At 59.5% G+C, this 19,994-nt stretch carries 9 protein-coding genes; 4 read left to right on the forward strand and 5 right to left on the reverse strand.

What is annotated here, in order from left to right; translation table 11 throughout:
• Both AC0ZT5_RS32680 and proA read right to left on the reverse strand, forming a co-directional pair.
• Positions 1 to 1,011, reverse strand: a 1,011-nt coding sequence (locus AC0ZT5_RS32680) for an AAA family ATPase (RefSeq protein ID WP_488499786.1), incomplete at its 3' end; no start/stop codon positions are given.
• Between the two features lie 117 nt (positions 1,012 to 1,128).
• Positions 1,129 to 7,116 (reverse strand): anti-phage protein ProA, encoded by a 5,988-nt coding sequence (gene proA / locus AC0ZT5_RS32685; protein WP_488499787.1) that lies wholly within the window; start codon positions 7,114 to 7,116, stop codon positions 1,129 to 1,131.
• A gap of 317 nt (positions 7,117 to 7,433) precedes the next feature.
• Between proA and AC0ZT5_RS32690 the strand changes: the two genes are divergently transcribed.
• Positions 7,434 to 8,693 carry a metallophosphoesterase family protein gene (locus AC0ZT5_RS32690; protein WP_488499836.1) on the forward strand — a complete coding sequence of 420 codons (1,260 nt, stop codon included), beginning with the start codon at positions 7,434 to 7,436 and terminating at the stop codon, positions 8,691 to 8,693.
• A complete protein-coding gene (locus tag AC0ZT5_RS32695) occupies positions 8,690 to 12,160 on the forward strand; it encodes an ATP-binding protein (RefSeq protein WP_488499788.1) in 3,471 nt (1,156 codons plus the stop codon). The genes AC0ZT5_RS32690 and AC0ZT5_RS32695 overlap by 4 nt, the downstream gene beginning before the upstream one ends.
• Before the next feature lie 309 nt (positions 12,161 to 12,469).
• On the opposite strand, the gene AC0ZT5_RS32700 is transcribed toward AC0ZT5_RS32695, so the two are convergent.
• A complete protein-coding gene (locus AC0ZT5_RS32700) occupies positions 12,470 to 15,823 on the reverse strand; it encodes a DEAD/DEAH box helicase (protein ID WP_488499789.1) in 3,354 nt (1,117 codons plus the stop codon).
• A gap of 287 nt (positions 15,824 to 16,110) precedes the next feature.
• Here AC0ZT5_RS32700 and AC0ZT5_RS32705 point away from each other — a divergent pair, with 287 nt between their 5' ends.
• The gene (locus AC0ZT5_RS32705) at positions 16,111 to 17,076 is read left to right on the forward strand and encodes a hypothetical protein (protein WP_488499790.1); all 966 of its coding nucleotides are present in this window, start codon (positions 16,111 to 16,113) and stop codon (positions 17,074 to 17,076) included.
• 413 nt (positions 17,077 to 17,489) lie between these two features.
• Complete coding sequence (locus AC0ZT5_RS32710) at positions 17,490 to 18,443, forward strand: hypothetical protein (RefSeq protein ID WP_488499791.1); 954 nt, start codon at positions 17,490 to 17,492, stop codon at positions 18,441 to 18,443.
• Positions 18,444 to 18,630: 187 nt separating this feature from the next.
• Here AC0ZT5_RS32710 and AC0ZT5_RS32715 read toward each other — a convergent pair whose 3' ends face one another.
• Both AC0ZT5_RS32715 and AC0ZT5_RS32720 read right to left on the reverse strand, forming a co-directional pair.
• Positions 18,631 to 19,494 (reverse strand): ImmA/IrrE family metallo-endopeptidase, encoded by an 864-nt coding sequence (locus tag AC0ZT5_RS32715; protein WP_488499792.1) that lies wholly within the window; start codon positions 19,492 to 19,494, stop codon positions 18,631 to 18,633.
• Positions 19,487 to 19,867, reverse strand: a complete 381-nt coding sequence (locus AC0ZT5_RS32720; RefSeq protein WP_023763549.1) for a helix-turn-helix domain-containing protein — start codon at positions 19,865 to 19,867, stop codon at positions 19,487 to 19,489. The genes AC0ZT5_RS32715 and AC0ZT5_RS32720 overlap by 8 nt, the downstream gene beginning before the upstream one ends.
• Positions 19,868 to 19,994: the final 127 nt, after the last annotated feature.

Raw genomic sequence — 19,994 nt, forward strand, 5'->3', positions numbered from 1 at the left:
GTCGGCAGCGTCCAGGGTGCTGCGACCAAGCGCGAACCGCAGATATTCCAGGATTGCTGATTTCCCGGAGCCTCGGCCGCCGATCAGAGTGTTGAAGCCATCGTTGAATGTTATGGTGAAATTGTCTCCCGTCAGCGTCGAGCTTACCCGCAATTCCAAAACGCGCTGGCTGGGGATGGACGGCTCCGCATAAGTAATGCGCGCCTCATCCGCCAACACCGGTTGGCGGACGGCTTCCGCCGTAGCCTCGCCGAGCCGCATCCAACATGCATTGATGCCGAGGTCGGCATAGTTGGAAGCGCGATTGTCGCCGGTGGTGATGATGCCGTGCCGGCGATCACCCCAATCTGATATCTCCCCGTAGATCTTCTTTCGCGTCGTCTCGTCGAGGCTTGCAAACGGCTTCTCGTTATAGACCCCGTCGACTTCGAGGTCGGCGAAACGCTGATGAAAGCCCTGCCTCAATATGTCCTTGTGACCGCCCCTGCTAGCATGCGGAAGAGTGATGTTCCTGCCCTTGAGCATTTCGTCCTGGAAGATCGCCCCCAACAGATCCTCAATGTCTTTTCCGCAGAGGCTGGCTTGCGGGGCTCGAGCGGCAAGTTGATCTGGTGCAGGCACTTTGGGCATCATGCCAAACAGGCGACCTATGACACTGGTTGACGTATCCTGGTCGAAAAGGATCAAGCACTGGACAGAGTCGTTGCACGTCACCTCCATGCCCGGGAGCAACCATAGCGTCGACTTGGCTGCCGGTGATCTCTCGATTGCCCGAGCCACATAGGGGTACATGACTATATCGTGATGATCGGTAATCGCGATCGCTCCGATCTCCCTCTTGAGACATGCCGCCACGAATTCATCCGCCCACGCTTCGCGCGCCAGCTCCTTCTCCTCGGATCCGCCTGGCAAGCCACCGCCGCCTGTCCATCCGGCGTCGCGCGGCGTATGGATCTGGAAGTCGGTCTTTCGCCACACCGCCCCCGGGTGACGTCCCTTCGCATGTTTCATTCCACCCCCAACTCGCGGATGCCGTGGTTAGATTCTAGACGCGTGACCCGCACAGAGTTCCGACCGTGTCGAGCCGGTTCAAGTTGCAAAGAAGCGATAGAGATCGGGCGCCGTGTCCTATTGCTGCCCGTGAGAGGGGATTGCCATGTGCTGCTTTGCTTTGGCGATTGCCTCATCCAGGCGCGCCCGTGAGATTGCGGCGAGGCGTTCCACCCCCAGAAGATGGGCCAGGTCGCGTGCGGGGTCGGGCATGTCGAGAAGTCCGGGATTGTCGAAAACCACCGAGGCAAGCTCCGCCAAAGGTATGTCGGCAATGGAGCGTCGGGCCTCTTCATTGAGCGGCCGGCGATAGGACAAGAATTCCGAGACCGCTCCCTTCTTCCAGATGAATTCGCCGCTCGATTCCTGTGTACGATCCACATCGCGCAGATGAAGGTCGATCCGTTCACGGATGCGTCCGCCCGTGCGCAGCCACCCGTGTGCACGGGCAATGCGTTGGGCAAGAACATCAGCGCGCAGCGGGCTTTCCACCTCAACGACTGCTTCTATCATTCCCCGTAACGTGGTTCCGTAAGCAAACTCGAAGAATTGCTCCGCGTTTGGCCGGAAGGCGGCGAAGTCCGTTATCCGGTAACGGCTTTCCTCCAGATTGCCCTGGTCCGCCATTGTTGCGAGCGCCGAAACGCCCAAAGCCTCAGGATTTGTCGTAGCATTTGCCGAAACGAGATCGACCTCCAATGTGGCCGGCAGGGGTGGGAGCTCTTCGGTCGCCGTTGACGGAGGCTCGGCAGTCTCGATTGTCGGTTCGACCGCTTGGCCCATTTGCCAGCGGACCGTCGCCTCTTGCGTCTGTTCGCTCGAGTGGCGCGCCCGGTTCTGCTCGAGCAGACTCATCAGACTTGTATGAAGACGCTCGGCACAGCCCCCGGCATCGAACCACCAATCCGTTGACCAGACGCGAAGGATTGTCCAGCCGAGGCCAGTCAAGACCTGTTCGCGAACCTTGTCCCTGTCTCTCGCCGTTGCGGACCGATGGTAAGTCGCTCCATCGCACTCGACGCCTGCCAGATACGCACCTGCGAGATCCGGATGCCGGATGCCGAGGTCTATCCGGAAGTCGGAAATTCCGACTTGCGGAACGACTGTCCAGCCGCGCTGCTCAAGATGATCGGCGACTGCTTCCTCGAACGGAGAATCGAAATCACCGACGGATCCAAAATTCTCGCTGGGCAAGGCGATTGGGCCTCTTTCGGCGTAGTCCAGGAATGTCTTGAGATGCTGAACCGCAATCGCCTTGCTTCGCGACGGATCTATCTGGTCGGCGGTGAAGCCGGAAAAGACGATGAGCTCCTGGCGGGCTCGTGTCACCGCGACATTGAGGCGGCGCTCGCCGCCCTCACGGTTCAGCGCCCCAAAATCCATCGCAGGCGGCTTTCCGGATGGATCCTTGTAGAACGTTATCGAGAACAGGATCACGTCCCTCTCATCGCCTTGGACGTTTTCAAGGTTCTTGACGATCGTGGGTTCAGTCCGGTCTTCGGCAAAGAACCATTCGAGTTCCGGATGATCCCGGCGCGCGGCATCCAGGAGGTCGAGGATCAGCGATTGCTGTTGTGCGTTGAAGGTGATCACACCGAGCGTTGGACGCCCATTCTCGGGCAGTGCCAGCCATTGCTTCATCCGCCCGACGGCCTCGCGCACGACCGCCATTGCCTCGACCTTGTTCGTCCGGCTCTTGCCGCGGTCATAGATGCCATCGGGTATTTTGCGCAGGCTCACCGCGCGATCGTCGACCGCCGGGGACGGGAACGTCACAAGCCGGTTGTTGTAATAATGGTGATTGGAGAAGGCGATCAACGACTCGCTTCGGCTTCGATAGTGCCATCTGAGATTGCGCACCGGAATCCCCGACGCCCTTGCTTCGTCAAGGATGCTCTCAAGGTCTTTCTCGTGGTCGGCGATATCTTCCTCTTCCTCGTTGCGGCCGAAGAAATTGGTCGGCGGCAGCTGTTTTGGATCGCCAACGATGATGGTCTGTCGCGCCCTGGCAATGGCGCCGACGGCGTCCCACGTGGTTATCTGCGAGGCTTCGTCGAAGATCACCACGTCGAACAGCGCCTGGTTGGGCGGCAGGTACTGCGCGATCGAGAGCGGTGACATCAGCATGCAAGGGGCGAGCTTGCCAAAGCTCTGTGGTATCTTGCCAATGACGTCGCGGATCGACTGGCTGGGTCGCTGGAGTTCCATCTGATAGCGCAGCAACCCAAGCTCGGAGTTGCGCGACACGCTCTGTACCGAAGGCAGCCCATGTGCAAGCGCGCTGACGACGCGCTGCGTGGCATGCGTGCGCACCAGATCGTCGATCTCACGAAACTCGCTGATCGCATTCTCATGCTGGAATCTGCGGAAGTTGCGCAACACCGCGTCATTGTCGAGAACCGTGGGCAGCCACCATCTGGCATAGCCGATCTGAAAAGCCTCACGCGCCTGGTCGGGCGCAATGGCGCCGGTCTCGATCTGCTCGACGAGGGGTGCCAGATGATGTTGGACCGCTTGGGCCTTCACGCCGCACCAGGCTGCCCAATTGCGAAGCAGGTTCCGGGAGTCTGCCAGCGCGATCAGCTTTGCGCGCAGAGCCTCGAGGCCGGGACCATCGGCGGCATCCGGAATGTCGTGTCCCGCGGTATCGCTGAGTGCCAGGCGCGAGGCATGGAAATCCTTGATGGCGGCCAGCAGCCGGTCGCCCGCTCCGCGCAAGCGATCGTTTTCAAGGGTGCCGCGCAGACTCGGCGCCACGGCCCGCACGACGGTGCGGAACTCGTCCGGGCTTCGTCCGGGAATCCGCAGTGACAGGCGAAGGCGGCGAGCGAGATCAAGGATATTGGCAACGTCTTTTACGTCCGTTGTCAGCCCGTCGACAGGCAATGGCTTGCCCGCCAAGTGGCTTTGGTCGATGGCCGACAGGGCTGCCTTCATCCGGCGCAATAGGTCAAGATCCTTGCCGGGTTCCGCGGTCCCGCGTAGCGCGCGATCCTGGAGCTGCTTCTGGACCTTGCGCGTGCCAAGCACTGACTTTGGCCAGAACGAAGCCTGCGCATCGCGCCATTGTCGGTCGAGGGAATCTATGTCGATGTCGCGGACGACCGCGATGTCATAGGCGGCGGAAAGGCCACGCTCTGCCTCGCGATAGTCCCCGATCGAGCGCTCCAGCCTGGCGAGCGCTTCGCCGAAGGTAGGGAAATCCCGGTCGTAGGCAATCGAGACATCGCGGTTACGCGACTGAGCCAGCAGCTGCGCCAACTCGGTCAGCGACTGCAACTCTGCCTTAGGCAGTTCGCCGGCCGCGAGGCCGAGACAGGACTGATAATCCCGTATCGATGCCGTCAATTGGCCGATTGCCGAATGAAGCGATTTCGCTGCGCCAAGCAGCCTCATTTGCCAGTCGCCGCTCCACTCTTTGACATCGACCAGGTCCAGCGCTGGCTGGCGTTCGACCGCGGTAAAGATCAGGCCGACCTGCGCCGCCAACTCCTCCAGTTTGAGGAGGGATTGCGCGTCGTGTCCGTCAGGCGCCGACCAGGTGAATGCCGGTGCGGCAGCATCATGCGACCTGAGCGCAATGCCCAAGGCCAGATAGGGCGTCCAACCGTTTGGGTAGCGCTTGTGCAGTGCCTCGACATAGGCGTTGAGCTCATCGCGGCGAAGGCGAAGCCGCTCGTTCGTGGCGACCCATTGCGAGGCGTCTGCTCGTCCTCCTTGTTCCCATGAGGCTTTCAGTTGGGCGAGGAAATGCTTGCGGTCGGCCTTGTTGGAATGCAACTCGATGCAGTGATTACCAAGCCCATGCTCGCGCAGTCGTCGATAGACGACATCGAGCGCCGCGGTCTTTTCGGCAACGAACAGGACCGTCTTGCCCACGGCCAGACAGTTGGCGATCATGTTCGCGATGGTCTGGCTCTTTCCCGTCCCTGGCGGTCCGACGATGACGAAATCGCGCCCCTCGGCGGCCGCCATGCTTGCTGCCGTTTGCGAGGAATCCAGCGGGAGAAGGCCAATTATGTTCGAAGGCTCATAAACCCGATCGAGTTCTGCCTCGTCGCGAAAGGCGGGTTGATTGCCCGAACCATCGAAGGCCTGCTCGGGTGTATCGATGAGGTGGCGAACGACCCTGTTCTGACGAAGCGCGTCGGTTCTTTCGACAAGGTCCTTCCACATCAGGAACTTGGCGAAGGAGAAGGTTGACAGCGCGGTCTCGTCGACCACCTCCATGCCGGGAACATCGCGCACCGCGTGTCGCATCGAAGACAGGACCCGCGGCACGTCGATGCCGCTGTCGTCGAGCGGCAGGTCGCCGGCGAACTGGGGCAGGCGAAGTTCGAAATCGCGTTCCAGGAATAGCAGAAGCGTGGCGTTGAAGCGAGGCTCGTCCTCGTGGAAGCGGATGGTAAAACGTGAGCTCGCGCTGCGCCGTTCGAGCCGGACCGGCACCAGCAGCAGCGGCGCCCGATAGCTGCGCTCGTCCTCGGGCTTCTTCTTCCAGCGAAGGAAACCCACAGCAAGGAAAAGCGTGTTTGCCCCGCCTTCGGCGAAGTCGTTGCGCACTTGCCGGTAGAGGTCGATCAGCCTCGCCTCCAGCTGACGGGCATCCAGCGTCGAAGCGAGTTCATCCCGCAGCAGCGCGTCGGCCGCGTAACCGCGTAGCAGATCGCGACCGTGCACATCGCGGTAGAGTTCCGCGTCGCGCTCCCCCAATGGGTTCTGCTCGGGCAAGGAGATGATGCGGACTGCCGCACCATTTGCCAGCCTGTCCTCCAGATAGGCCACGTCGGTGCACAAGAACGGGATCGTCTTCTTCGAATCTGGGAAGTTGAGAAGGCGGTTCCTGAGTGTCAGGTCGAGCAGCTTCTTTTGCCAACGTTGGATGCGACCCACCGCAGTGGTGGGCTTGATCTCAACGGCTTCTGCCGGCATCTCGCCGACTGCTGGCGCCGCGGGGAGGGGCAAAGCCACCCCAGCCGCCGCCTCTTCATCGACCGCATTGCGTCTGACCGGCTCGTGCGAAGCAAGAGGCGTGATGCCGCCACTGCGCGATCGACGCACGTCTATGGCCGCGACGAAGGCATGCGCTTGCTCCTCCGCAAGGCGAATGCCGAGCGCGTTCTGGGCGGCCTCGAGCGTTAGCGCGGGCCGGTGCGTGACGCCTGTGGTTTCGAAAGCGATGAACTCGCGCGAGGCCAGCGCCTTGCGGACCTCCATCTGATCCGTTTCAACCGCGTTGGAAAAGGTGCGCTTGGTGAGCCAGACCCCCACAGCGGCATGTCCATCAAACATCAGGACAGCAGGGTGGAGGCCGGCTCCCTCGAGGGCGGCGGCAAAAAGAAGTGAGCTGTCCAGGCAGGTAGCCAGCCGCTCCTCCGCTATAGTGGAAGGACGCCTGACTTTCTGGCCACGGCTCTCGAAGCTCGCAGGAGGCTCGGCATAGTGCGGCCCTATGCCGGCGACCGCCGAATAGATGGCAGCCGTCAGCATGAATGCCCGTTGCGGGCTTTGCGACTGGTAGCCGTCAAGGCCACTCGGATGCCCGTGCGCGGCGAGTCGTTCCGCGGCTGCCCTGAGGATCGGTGCAACACCGGGATCATTCGGCATCACGAAGGCCGGGAGCAGCTGCGCCATGTCGGCAACGCCACCCCACTCGTCGCGACCAAGCAACCTGACTGTCAGACGCAGTTCGTCGAAGACCTCGCCCGCCGCCGACAGCCGCAAGGTGATCTCACCCCGTTCGGCCTCGTTGAGGCCTGCCAGATAACCGGCGTCGAGCTCGACCTTCCGATCGCTCACCTGAAGGCGGTCGCCGGGAACGAGGCGGTCAATTGTCCAGGTTTTCGGCCGCAGGAACGACGGCGATGACGTCAGTTCGAGCCGGCAATTGTCCAAACTGCGCGCGGTGTCGTTATCGAGCCGGATGGATCGAACAACCGGAATTGCATTCTGATAGGATGCATATGTGAAGCTAGACGCTACGTCCGCGACTATGCGCGGGATAGTCGGGCTTTCCGCTGCGACACTATCATTTGTTACTAACTCTGAACTATCGGCAGATTGCATTGACTCCAGTCCCCCGAGTTCAGATTAACAGTATTTTCGGGAGATAAAAGGCTCGATGTGGGCGGCACGAATACAAAGGGTTCGTTTGTCCACTCGATAATTGGGCCAAGCAAGATCGACCGGTTCTGAACGTAACGCATGGCCGGAAGTGCGACGAAGGTCGCCGTTGGCGCCGTGACTCCAATTTGCCGCGACTGTTGCGGAACGCTACCGGTCTTTGCTACCGAAACCGACACGTTTTCGCTGCACGCCCTGATGGTCTGGGCGGATCTTTGACTGTGTTTGGCCTGAGCAGTTTGGTGCTGGAGAGCATTCCGTTGGCATTTCGATTTATTCATACGGCCGATATTCACCTCGACTCACCGCTGCGTTCGCTCGCTTTGCGCAATGCCGACCTCGCCGATCTCATCGGAGATGCTAGCCGACAGGCATTTACCGCAATCGTGGATCTTTGCCTTGCGGAACGTGTCGACGCGCTTGTGATCGCTGGCGACCTCTATGACGGCGACCAGACTTCGATGAAGACGGCGCGCTTTCTGGCATCCCAGATGAGGCGTCTCCAGGAGGCCAGTGTCAGGGTCTATATGATCCGCGGCAATCATGACGCCATGTCGCGGATTACGAAGCAGCTCGTGTTGCCCGACACTGTGACCACTTTTGGCGGTGGCTGCCAATCCGTGATCCAGTCTGGCGGGGGAGTGGACGTTGCGTTCCATGGGCTGAGCTTCGCCAGTCCGAAGGCGCCCGAAAGCCTGCTGCCTAAATACGCAGGTCCACAGGAGGGAGTTGCCAACATCGGCATCATGCACACGAGCCTGTCCGGCTCCCTAAGCCACGATGTTTATGCACCTTGCAGTGTCGCGGACCTGCACGGTCACGGTTTTGACTATTGGGCGCTTGGCCATATCCACGTTCGCCAGGTCTATTCCGGCGTGAGCACGCTGGTAATGCCCGGGATCCCTCAGGGTAGGGACATTAACGAGGCGGGCGAGAAGTCGATCACGCTGGTCACCATTCGCGACGATCGCTCCGTCGAGATCGAGGAGCGGCCCACCAGTGTCGCGCAGTTCGAGCGGGTGAGCGTCGATCTGACCGGGACGTCCGAATGGAGCGAGGCCATCGTCCGCATCCGAGCAGGACTGGAGCGATCCCGCGAGGCGGCCGGGTCGCGCTACCTTGTTGCCCGCCTTGGGCTGGTCGGCACGTCTGCCCTTTCATGGTCGCTGATGCGCGATCGGGACCTGGCAGTCGCAGAAGCCGAACAGGCAGCGGAACAGGTGGGGGACACCTGGGTGGAGAAGCTGGAGCTTGATCTTTCGACGCCCGCTGCCAGAGATCCAAGAAATATTGTGGATCCAACTTTGGAACTCGCGCAGTCCATGCGCGCCAATGCAAGCTCAGAAGCATTTCGATCCGAAGCGCGCGAATTCGTATTGAAGACCATCGCGGACCTGCCGCCCGATGCTCGGGGCTTCGCCGGCAAGGACGAAGCAGGGCTCGAACAGTTTCTCGACGATGTGCTTGCCGGAAGCGTTGACCTGGTCACGGCCCGGCTCAAGGCAGGTGCGACGCGATGAGATTGCGGCGCCTTGACCTGACCCGCTACGGCAAATTTACCGATAAGGCGATCGACTTCGGAGAGAAACCGGTTTCAGGCCCCGATCTCCACATTGTCTTCGGGCTGAACGAGGCTGGCAAGTCGACCGCGCTTTCCGCCTACCTTGATCTGCTCTTCGGCATCGAAGAGCGCAGCCGCTACAATTTCCTGCACGAATATAGCTCGATGCGCATCGGCGGACTGCTCGAATTCGAGGGACGGACGCTTGCCGTCTCACGCATCAAAAGCCGCAGCAACTCCCTGCACGACGCCGAAGGCAGGCCGCTGAGCGAAATGGCCATTTCGGCGCACCTCGCGGGCTTGTCCCGCGATGCCTACAGCAGCATGTTCTCGCTCGATGACGAGACGCTAGAAGCGGGCGGCAAGGCGATCCTCGAATCGCGCGGCGATCTCGGCAAGCTCCTTTTCACCGCCAGTGCTGGGCTTGGCCATGCCAGCGATGTCCTGGCCGCACTGGAGACCGAGGCCGACAGTCTTCATCGAAAACAGGCCCAGAGCACCGAAATCGCGTTGCTGAAGAAGCGGTTCGCGGAGCTCAAGTCCCGCAAGGAGGCGATCGACACCCTGGCTTCGACGTTCGAGGCGCTCGAGGCGGAACGGGTGGAAGCCCAGGACAAGTATGACCGCAGCCTGGCTGAACGCGCGGTGTTGTCAGCGCGGCTGGCTACAATCGACCGATATGTGCGCGCCGCGCCGCTCCTGGCCGAGATAAAACGCAAGGCAAGCAGGCTGGCTGAGCTGCCTGACATACCGTCTCCCCCCAGGACCTGGAGTGGCAGCGTCGCGGAATTGATCGATCAGGACGCGCAGCTTAGGACCCGTCTCCAGGCGAATGCCGATGAGATCGACCGGGCGAAGGCAAAGATAGAAGCAATCGCTGTCGACGACGCTGTGCTGGCGATTTCCGAGAAGGTGCGAGGACTAGCCGACCGCAAGGCGCGCTATGCGTCCGCGGGGATGGATCTGCCGACCCGCAAGATGGAAGTCCAGATGCTTGACCAGGTGGTGGTGAACTGTCTCGCCGCGCTCGGAAGATCGGCCGAACAGGATCCATCTCGGCTCATCCTGCCGGCCGTTGTGGTCGGCACGCTCCGCACTATGGTCGAACAACGCTCCGGCATCACGACCAGCCTGCGGATGGCCCGCGACGAAGCCGCTGCCGCGCTCCACGGGCTTAACGCTGCGCGAGGTCGCGTTGGCGAGGAGAGAGCGGTGCCCGAGCCCGCAAGAGCCAGGCTGATGGCAGCCGTGTCGGAGGCGAAGGCCAGTAGTCACGCACGCGAGATCAGAGAGGCTCGCGCGTTGGAGGACGAGCAGCAAACAAGGCTGGCCGACGCGATGCGGCGCCTTCGGCCTTGGTCGGGAGATGCGGACGCACTTTCGAAGATGCCGATCCCGCGATCCATGCAGATGGCTGGGTGGAAGACACTGGCCGCGGACCTTCAAAGGGAGAAGGCGGTTTTTTCGGAGCGCCTGGCTGAGCATGAACAAAGTCGGATCGTGACGTTGTCACGTCTAGCTGCTGCTCGCGCCTCGGTCGACATCGCCGACGATGACACAGCCGAAGCCATTCGCCGAGGGAGGGACGAGGCCTGGCGAAATCACCGGGCCGACCTCAAGGCCGAAACAGCAGCTATCTTTGCCGCAGCACTCGCAAAGGACGATCATGTCGGCGCGGCTCGATTGGCCCATGCGGGCGAGCTCGCGGATCTGCGCGCAATCAGGCAAAAGGTTGCCGAGGCCGAATCGGCAATTGAGCGCGTAAGCAGCCAAATCGCGGGAGTGGCCAGGCGCGCAGAAACGGCATCCGCCGAAATCAGGCGAATGTCTGGCGCCTTGCTTGAGGATTGCGAGGCCCAGTCGCTCGACCTCCTGATCGGACTTCTCGAGGATCGCCTCTCCGCGCGCGCCGACGCCCTTGCCGCCTGGGACGACATCCTGCTCGCACGCGCAAGGATTGAACGGGCAAAGGCCGAAGGAGAGCGGATCCGTCTCGGATTGGCCTCGGCCCTTCGAAGCGTTGGAATTCAGCCGGAAGCTGTGGAGGCCTTGGAGGCAATGGTGGTCACCGCCGACCGATTTCTGGAGAGGCAGGCAAAGGTCGACGCGGAACGGGCGGAAGCGTTGAGGAGCGTCGCGGCGAAGGAAGAGGAGCTCGCCGCTAGGCGGCTCGCGGTTGAAATTGCAGAGCGGCGAGAGAGTGCATGGCAGGCCGAGGTCAAGGAAACGCTTAAGGGGAGCTGGCTCGAAGAAGGCATCGCCGGGACTGGACTTGGCAGCGTGCTCGATCAGTTGTCAGAGCTGTCAAAGGCCCTGCAGGATCGTGAGGCCATGCGTATCCGCATAAGCAAGATGGAGACGGACAGGACTGCATTTGCTGAAGAGGTGGCCCGCCTTGGTGCGCAAGTCGGCGAGCGTGCAATGGACGACGCGCCAGAACAGGTGAGCGTCGGGCTGACTGAGCGTCTGGAGCAAACCGAGCGTGCCCGTGAGGCGAAGGCAAATCTCCTCCTTGACGTTCAAAAGTTGCACGAGGTTCGAGAGGCACTGAACGCTGAGGTCGCGGCAAATGACACCACAAAACAGGAGGTGCTCGGTGCCTTTGGGGTAGGAACTCTGCCGGAGGTCGCAGAGCGCGATCAACAGCTTCGCGAGCGAGACGGTCTGCACAGTGCCGTGGTCGAGCTTGAGGAAAGACTGACGAGCGAGCTCGCTCTCGACGATTTCGCCCAGGCGCGATTCTTGCTGGAAGGCCTCGATCTCGATGGGCTCACTATTGAAAAGGCCGAAGTCGAGCGTCGCCTCGCCGACGTCGATGAATCACTGCAACAGCAGCTCGTCCGGCGTACCCGCGCGACTGACAAGATCGATGCGATCGGCGGCGACAGCGCAGTTGCCCGGATCGATGCTGAGCGCCGCACCGTCCTTCTCGACATCGAGGAGAAGGCTGCCCGGTACATCGAATTGAAACTTGGGGTGATGTCGGCCGCGAGCGCGCTTCGGGTCTACCGCGAACGTCACCGCTCTGGAATGATGAACGAGGCCTCCGACGCCTTCGCACTGATCACGAGAGGCCAGTACACGGGGTTGACGACCCAGCCGGTAAAGGGCGGCGAGGTCCTCATCGCGACACAGCGGGATGGTCAGTCGAAGGTCGCAGATGCTTTGTCAAAAGGCGCGCGTTTTCAGCTCTATCTGGCTCTACGCCTCGCCGGATATTACGAGTTTGCCAACCTCAGGCCGTCTGTTCCGTTCATCGCAGACGACATCATGGAAACGTTCGATCATCTCAGGTCGGAGGAAGTTTTCCGCCTGTTCGGCAAGATGGCCACTGTGGGCCAGGTAATCTACCTCACGCATCATCAGCACCTGTGCGAGATCGCCAAGACGGTGGTCCCCGACGCAATGATCCACGAGCTCGGGTAATTTCCGCTGGTTTCATTGTTGCCCCGTCTCGCGAGGCAAGTCGCATTGTCAACAACGGCTTTGCGCCTCATTTCGGCGGTTCAGGCTCTCCGATGCGGTGCCCGGGAGCTGCCATTTGAGATAGCTGACAGCATGGGACGATTGGGACGAGGACGTTCGCTTCACCTTGTTCGAGCCTCTCTCAGAAGACAGAGCAGTCATTCAATCCTTGCCGGTTTTTGTGCGGACATAAACGCACGCTGTGCCGAGACGCGCCTTCGGGGTTGGCCCGGTACACGAAGCCTGGTCAGCGGAAGCCGGATAGTGCGCTCAAGTAGAGCAATAGAACCTCAGGCGGGTATTCGCTCTGGCACAGGCAGTCTGCATGGCGTCCCAGTGCATAAGGAACTGCCGCAGACGGTTGTCCCATGGTGTTTCGTCCAGACCGTCCGCGAGCGCTTTCCTGCGCGCCATCTTTGCGCCGACAATCCAGATTTCACGATTGAATGACGGATTGCGACACGACGCTAAGAGCAGATCGTTGAGTTGTGCGGCGGTGAGACCGTCAGGATTCCTAAAGATGCGATTGCGGCCATTCAGTGTAACCCGGTTGGCCTGCACATCGGCTCGCCACCGATCGGGTGTCCAGACAGGAGATGGCTGCCCTCGCGTGATGAATCCCAGACTGGCGAGGGCTTGCCGACCTACATCCTGCAATCCGCCAACGTTGAAACCGTGACCTCTCGGACCTTGATCACCGACCTTGGCGTGAACAAGCACGATCTTTTTGGCATCGGGATCAATCCCAATGAAATCCGCAGCCTCACGGTTGTCGTCGTCACAAAGCCAGACGGGAAGCGCTTCAATTGCGGCTGTTAGTTTGTCGTCCGCGATTCCGTTCGCAACGCGCTGACCATCGCAAGTTACCGAAAGGAGGCCGAAAATGGATTCTCGGTACCAATTGCCCCGGTTGGCCTCGTAGTTGTTTTCACCCTTCTCACTCTCGACTGCGTCGAGCGTAGCCGATCCATGAACGTATTCGAGAACCGGCTTGGTGTCGCCGTCCTGGACCCACTGCATCTTCGGCTCGTAGAAACTGCCCTCCGAATACACGACGCTGTCGCGTTGCGTGAGAATGCGGAAGGCCTGCCCTTTATTAAGCCGCTGTACGAGTGTCAGCGCCTGATGCCTGCCGTCCCCTTCCGGCGCGCGAGCAAGCTCATCCAGCTTGGTGCTGGTGAGCCTGTATTTGCGCGTTTCAGGAACGAACTCGACGCTGCAAGACACTTCCTCGTCACCGATCTGGATTGTGAAGTCGCCGGTGGCGCCGTCCACCTCGGCACACAGATCAAAATAATCTATGTCCTCATGGAGAACCCAAGCCGCCCCACCGACCTCGTCGTCCCGCATGTCGTCAAGCGATGGGTCAAGCAAGATCGAAACCGGCTGGGCTTCATGGTCGGTAATATCCTCGACCAACGCTGCGTAGCGCCCGAAGACATGGCTCCGCTTTCTATCAGCATCCGCGAAATCAGCTGCAATTTCTGCCGTCCATGCAATATAGTCTTCAACTGGAACATAGCGCTCGGAAGCATCGCGCAGGCGCGAGCGGTTAAAGCCAACATACCGCGCGGTCCCGTTCACAAAACCGGCGGCAGTTGCAGGAACCAGCGAGGGGTCCAGCAAATCGGTGAAGGCATCCGCAAAAGAACGAGTGCGCAGCGCCATTGCCCGGATTGCGTGTTGAGACATATCGAGCGAGGAAAATGACATGCGGGAAAGTCGAGACGGGTTGTCTTCGTCTTCGGGAAATGCCTTCTCCATGATAGACCTGCCCGCACGTTTGAGGCTAAGCCCGTCCATATCGACCACCAGGCCCTCCGTATCGTGCATGAAAACGAATTCGCCCTGCTGGACGGCAAGGAATATCCCGAGCTTCCATTCGGAAAAAAAGCGGTCGATCAGGTACGGCGAGTTTCGCCATGCATAGTAGGAAAAGCCCATCGACCCTTGCGGCATCCCTTCAATCGGCGTGATCTTGAACCGGTCCTTGTCCATGATGGCTTCCTCGATCACCGTGCCAAACGCGCGGATGTCGGGAAGCGGCGCGGCTGTTCTCAGCACAGCGGCGGTTCGGGGAAGCTGAATATCACCTGCTGCCAGCGGCTGCTCGAACTCGAAGCGCCCCCGAAATTCACCGCTAATGTATTGGTACTCGGCCATATATTCGAGCAGGCGATCCGGTAACGTCACCTCGTTCGTGACGATGTGTGCCGTATTCCGTGCCGCATAGTCCTCGTAGCCCTGGTAGCGTTCCCACGCGGTTCGAATGCGCTCGGCATTGGAAGGCGTGGAAAGAACCCAACCGGTCTGCGGCACACCGTCTTCGCCATTCGAATGTCTGGTTGCGCGTCCAATCTGCTGCACAAGCTGACGTGCATTTCCCATGAGATCGAAGATGGCGATGGCAACGAATGACGAATCGTCGATCCCCTCCATGAGCTTGTTCTGGTGAATCCAGAACTGGGCGTCGCCGCGCGACCGAAGAGCCGACGCTACAGTGGTGAACATGTCGCTGTTCTCGGGCGTCTTCTTGGCCCGGTCATGAATAACGACGGCGCGGGTCCGGAAGACGCGGTTAATCTCGGTCTGCAAAAGCGCGAGGGTCTCGACATCGTCGCCCCGCACCATGACCTTTGGCGTTGCACCATTTCGAAACCAGCGCTCGGCCTCCCTAAGGCGGTCCGGCAATTCATGGTGCAGAATGCGGACAAACTGTGGGATTGCAGCTTCCCGTCCTACGGGTCTGTGGTCGTCGCCCTGAGGCACGATGATGTCAGCAGGACGGATAATGCGCTCGTCTACAGCCTGCCGGTAAGGGAAGTTGAAAAGATAGCGCCCGCGCACACGGAACGATTTGTAATCGTTCCGGTAGGGCGTTGCGCTCAACAGAAGAGTCGGCAGATTGAATTCGCGAACGCCGCGTGACCACGAGATTGCAGGCTCGTAGTGACCTTCATCGACGATCACGAGATCGAACTGGTCACGAATATGGGCAAGCAGGGTCGTCGCGTCCTGGGAACCGCCATCGTCGGGATCATGTGCCGTCTTGCGGATATCGCCGAGCGCCTGATGGGTGCCGACGAGGATTGCACGATCGGAGCCCGGTTCGGTGAGGTGCTGCGCGATCATGCCTACGTTCTTTGGCAGAAATTGCTCGACATACACGCTTTCCAAGGCATTGCCGAAATCTTCCGCCGCGGCAGTAAATAGCGCCGTTCCCTCATGCTCGAAGCCCATATGACTCCAGAAGCGATAACGAATGTCCGCTATAAGCTGCTCGGTCAGCGCAGTGCGGGGCGTGAGTACCAGTATGCGGCGTACATTAGGAAGACAGCGCGCGAGCACGGCGATGATGCCGGATTTTCCGGTACCTGTTGGAAGTTTGAGAAGTGCCGCTTCTTTTTGCTCCGGTCGCTCCGGGATCGCCTTGTCACCATTCAGATAGGCGACAACTGTAGCGATCGCTGCTTGTTGGTGTTCCCACAGGCGCGGCGAACCTTCCTCGCCATCCCAAAAGCTGTAGCCTCCGAGATAGCGCATTCCCCGCCAATAGGCTGCACCATCAATCCCATCCTGCCGTATCGAGGTGCGCTCATCTCTAACGAGTTCTCTCAAAATCACTTTTGTTACCTAGCCCGAGCAGTGCGACGCACTGAATGTGCAAACTGTTCTAAGTCTCGCCCCAAAATTGAAGCGTAACACCTTATTATTTCGAGAGAAAGTAAGGTCTACGCAGTGGCCCGACCTTACGCCAGAAGTTGATGAAGATAATCTAACTTGCACCCATCGGGCGGTCTATCGCGGGGTGCTCTACTGCCAGTCGGCAGTCGTAAGCCAACTTAATTCTACGACCTCGACAATGGCCAATGGACCGTGCAAACTGTCCTTCGATTTTTCCGGGGGGAGCTATGCTCAACAGAAGAGCGTTTCTAGCCACTGCTGGCGTAACGCTGATCACCGGTTCCAAGGGATCGCTCGCCCAAACAACTTCTAACAAGAAGCTTCGCGTTGTCGTCGTTGCCAATCGCAATCACGAGGCCGACGGTCTTATGGCTGCTTTGTGTAATCAAATGGCTCATAGCCCCAACCTCAGCGCTCCATACAATGTTGATTGGCCACGTTGGGCACGCGTTCAACCCAATCCACCCACCCCAACTAGGGATCCAGGAGCACCTCGGTGCCTAATTGACGTTTTTTCCTCGCAGTCTGACACGGCTGCAACAGCAACACTGGAGATTTGGTGCATTGACGACCTTGCTATTACCGGAGGCAACAGCGGCAAAAAGGTAATCGCCATGCAGCAAATCACGAATTACACGAATCCGGCTAGTGCGCCGGATGGAGTCATTGCATTTGGCACCGCCGCATATCCAGGCATAGTCTCCAATGACGGGTGCGCCACGATTGGTGGCACGATCTTCATCCACGATGCTTCAAATGGTGCCCCAGGCAGCTGGTCTTGGCCTGGCCATATGGATACGCTTGTTCCGAGCACAACACCCGCGTCGTTCTTTTCTAACGTTTCCGCCGATCAGAGGACCTTGGTGGCTATCAATTCCGAAATGATCGCGCCGCAGAACCGCGCTGCGAGCGTCCTTCAGCTCATTATTGCAGCTGATGCAGTTGGGATCAGTTCAGTTAACGAGGCTCCACCGTATTGCGACACAGATACTAACTCTATCTTGAAAGCACAGCAGGCTGGGGCGACAAACATAACCTCAGTTGAAACGACACACGGGGTTATTCGCTCTATGTGGGATAAGCCTTTCATTTATGTCACGGCTATACCCAACCGGGTTTGCCACTTTCCCGATAGGCCTCCGGCATCTACGGACAGGAATTTCCATCCTCGCATAACGCGGGCATCGCACTGAAATATGTCATTCCGTATTTTGTGGGTGCAATTGCGCAGTAGGCGGTTTTGATCCGCGTTGACAGAAGACTAGCTAGCCGTGAGCCTTCATTCCGTCTGGGCCGGAAGACTGGGGTAGTCGAAGATTCATCGACTCTCGGAGGATCGGACGAGCGTCCATAGAAGGAAGCGTAGCTGCGAGGATTGGACCTGACACTGCTGTTGACGCTTGGTGCCCGCTGACGTGGTCGCCGTCGTCTTGTCATTCAACTCAGCGGCCTTTCGAAATGTCGGTGCCAGTTTAGAATTCTGCAGGACAGTCTAGCGTAAGAGATATGCCCATTAGTTTGCGCTGGGATCGAAGCTTCCGAGGGAACCACTTCGGCAGGTCAGTCAAACTCAGAAAACAATAGCAGTCTACAGGTGAAGATTCCAATGCCAGTGACAATGCAGCAGAGCCATACTCTGACCGAAATGGCTAAAGTGGTTACTGACTTCCTGCCCGCGAGCTTTAACAATACAACTTCATTCCCCATAGCAGCCCGAAACGCACGGGTACAGCAGCATTGGCATTATGAGGGAGGCAAGAAGGGTTCGGTCGCGCGTATGTTTAAGGCTGCATATGAGGAAGGCCCGAACAAGTTGCTAGCTGTCGTGAAGCAAATCGTTGACCTCGGCCTCGTATACCGCAGTCGGGGGGACAAGGAGCCGATCTGCCGCGAGGAGATCATTCGGTTAAACGATCTGCTTCTTGATTTAAAGCTGCGTATTCGGTCTCTCAATGAATCCTCCTTCCTTGACCGACTGCCGAGTAAAGCGGCGACGTCGAAGCAGCCCCCTCCCGCCTCAACACCTCCCGTTCCGCAGCCGAAGGGCGTTGATCGCGCGACTTGCGCAGTGCTGAAGGCGGAGTTGATGAGTCTGACTGCCGACGACGCAAATCCTCAGAGCAGGGGATTCCGTTTCGAGGCCTTCTTGAACCGAATATTCGACGTGCATGGCATGGCTCCTCGCAAGCCGTTCCGTAATAGAGGCGAACAGATCGACGGCAGCTTCGTCCATCGTCACGATACCTTTCTCCTAGAAGCGAAATGGCAGGCCAAGGAGGCGGCGATCAGGGATCTCTACAACTTCGCTAGCAAGGTCGAGACGAAGTCCGCATGGGGCCGAGGGCTGTTTATCAGCCAATCCGGCTTTACCGACGATGGGCTGTTTGCTTTTAGGCAGGGCAAGCCGACATCTATTGTTTGTATGGACGGTTATGATTTGTACTTGATTCTGGAGCACGCCCTAAGCCTGGAGGAAGTGATTGATTTCAAGAAGCGGCACGCCGCTGAGACAGGGCACGCGTTTATTGCGGTTCGTGATCTCTATCCGCGTCTTGTGTAAATTGGGATCTACTCGACGCATCGGTCCTGGAAATTTTCCGAGCTTTCTGTCAGGCACCTCCCGCCGAACCGCGCTCGCTTGTGAGTGAGGCCGGGTAACCGCCCTTAAAGGGTAACTGCTTGTTTTATTGCTGGCCGTTACCGGTCGCCCGCATTTGTATTGTGATTTCTAAGGGGTGCTGGAGGCACTATTTCCTACGTTTCGACCTGCCGGGCCAAGGCAGCTCGCCGTCAAGCTCGCGGAGGCCGTAGGTCTCCTCCACCCATCGCTTCCGTTCAGCCGGCGGGGGCGGGAGATCTTCATCGTCGAACCAGAGCAGCGTCAAGGTCTGATCCCAGGCGGCGAGGTGGCGGACGTCTTCGTAGAGAGAACCTTCACGCTCCCAGCCCTCGAACCACTGATCCGGCTCGGCTTCCTCGGGGCCTAACGCCGCTGCCCCCGCCCGCACCCGGGCGCTGTAAGAGTCGCTTGGCAAATCCATTCCAAGGCGCACCCAAGCCTTGGCGCCTCGCAGGGATGTGGAACGCGAGCAGTAGCGAACCTTGCCGCCCTCGGAGAGCACGAAGGCGCACAGTTCGCGCGAGAAGGTGGCGAAACGTGAGCCCGTCGACATCAAGGAAGCGTCGAATTCGTCGGCCAGGTCGCTGACCGCGGCGAAATTCATGTTAGCCGCATCGACTCTCGGCTTGAACAGCTTGAAGGGAAGCAATAACTCGGCTGCGAACACGTCGCAGGCAATCTCGCCGGCCGGCCTACGCGTGAAACTCCAACTCGGCGACGTATGATCCGCCGCTATGCCGAGGGCTTCGTGAGCCACTTCGTGACAGATGCTAAAACGCTGCCGACGGCTGTTGTGGGCGCAGTTCACGCAAATGCGGTACTTGCCGTTCGACAACCGCACCGACCATGCGTCCTCATGTTCCTGAAGCACTTCCTGCTTCACGGTACCTCCGACTTGCGCCGCGTAGGCATTTACTGAAACCGGAAGCGCCAATGGACCGCACTTGGCGATGAAGTCGCGCGCCTTCATCGCCACGGAGAGTTCATCCATCTTCGTCCTCGCTCATGAACCGGCGGATGCGGGCAAGGGAGGTCGCGTAGTCGGGGCGGGCGCCACGGTTCACGACGGTGGTAAGCATGTGGAACTCCTCGAATGAAACTTGATCATCGGCCCTCGCGAACTCGGCAAGATCGGGGTCGACATTGGGGTGACTTGATAGAAACCGCAGGATTTTGACTTCCCGCTCGGAGGGCGCCAGGGCGCCGAGCAGCTTGTTCACCACCTCGTCGGACGGCGCTTCCTTCGCACCCGTCTCGAGGCGGTAGATGTAGGCGTGGTCGACTTCGCTCCGCTGAGCCAACTCTCGCAGGCTAAGATCGCCGCGAAGCCCCTTCAGCCAAATTCCTAACGCAGACTCCGGCATCCGCCCTCCTTGACATTCGACACAATATCTCCCAATCTGTTGTCCAGACAGACAACACGCGCTCTGGATTGGTCTCGCGCCGAACAGGGCGTTTTTCAGAGCCTAGGTGTTGTCTGGCCGGACAGCA

This window comes from Mesorhizobium sp. CNPSo 4670, from assembly GCF_057784235.1.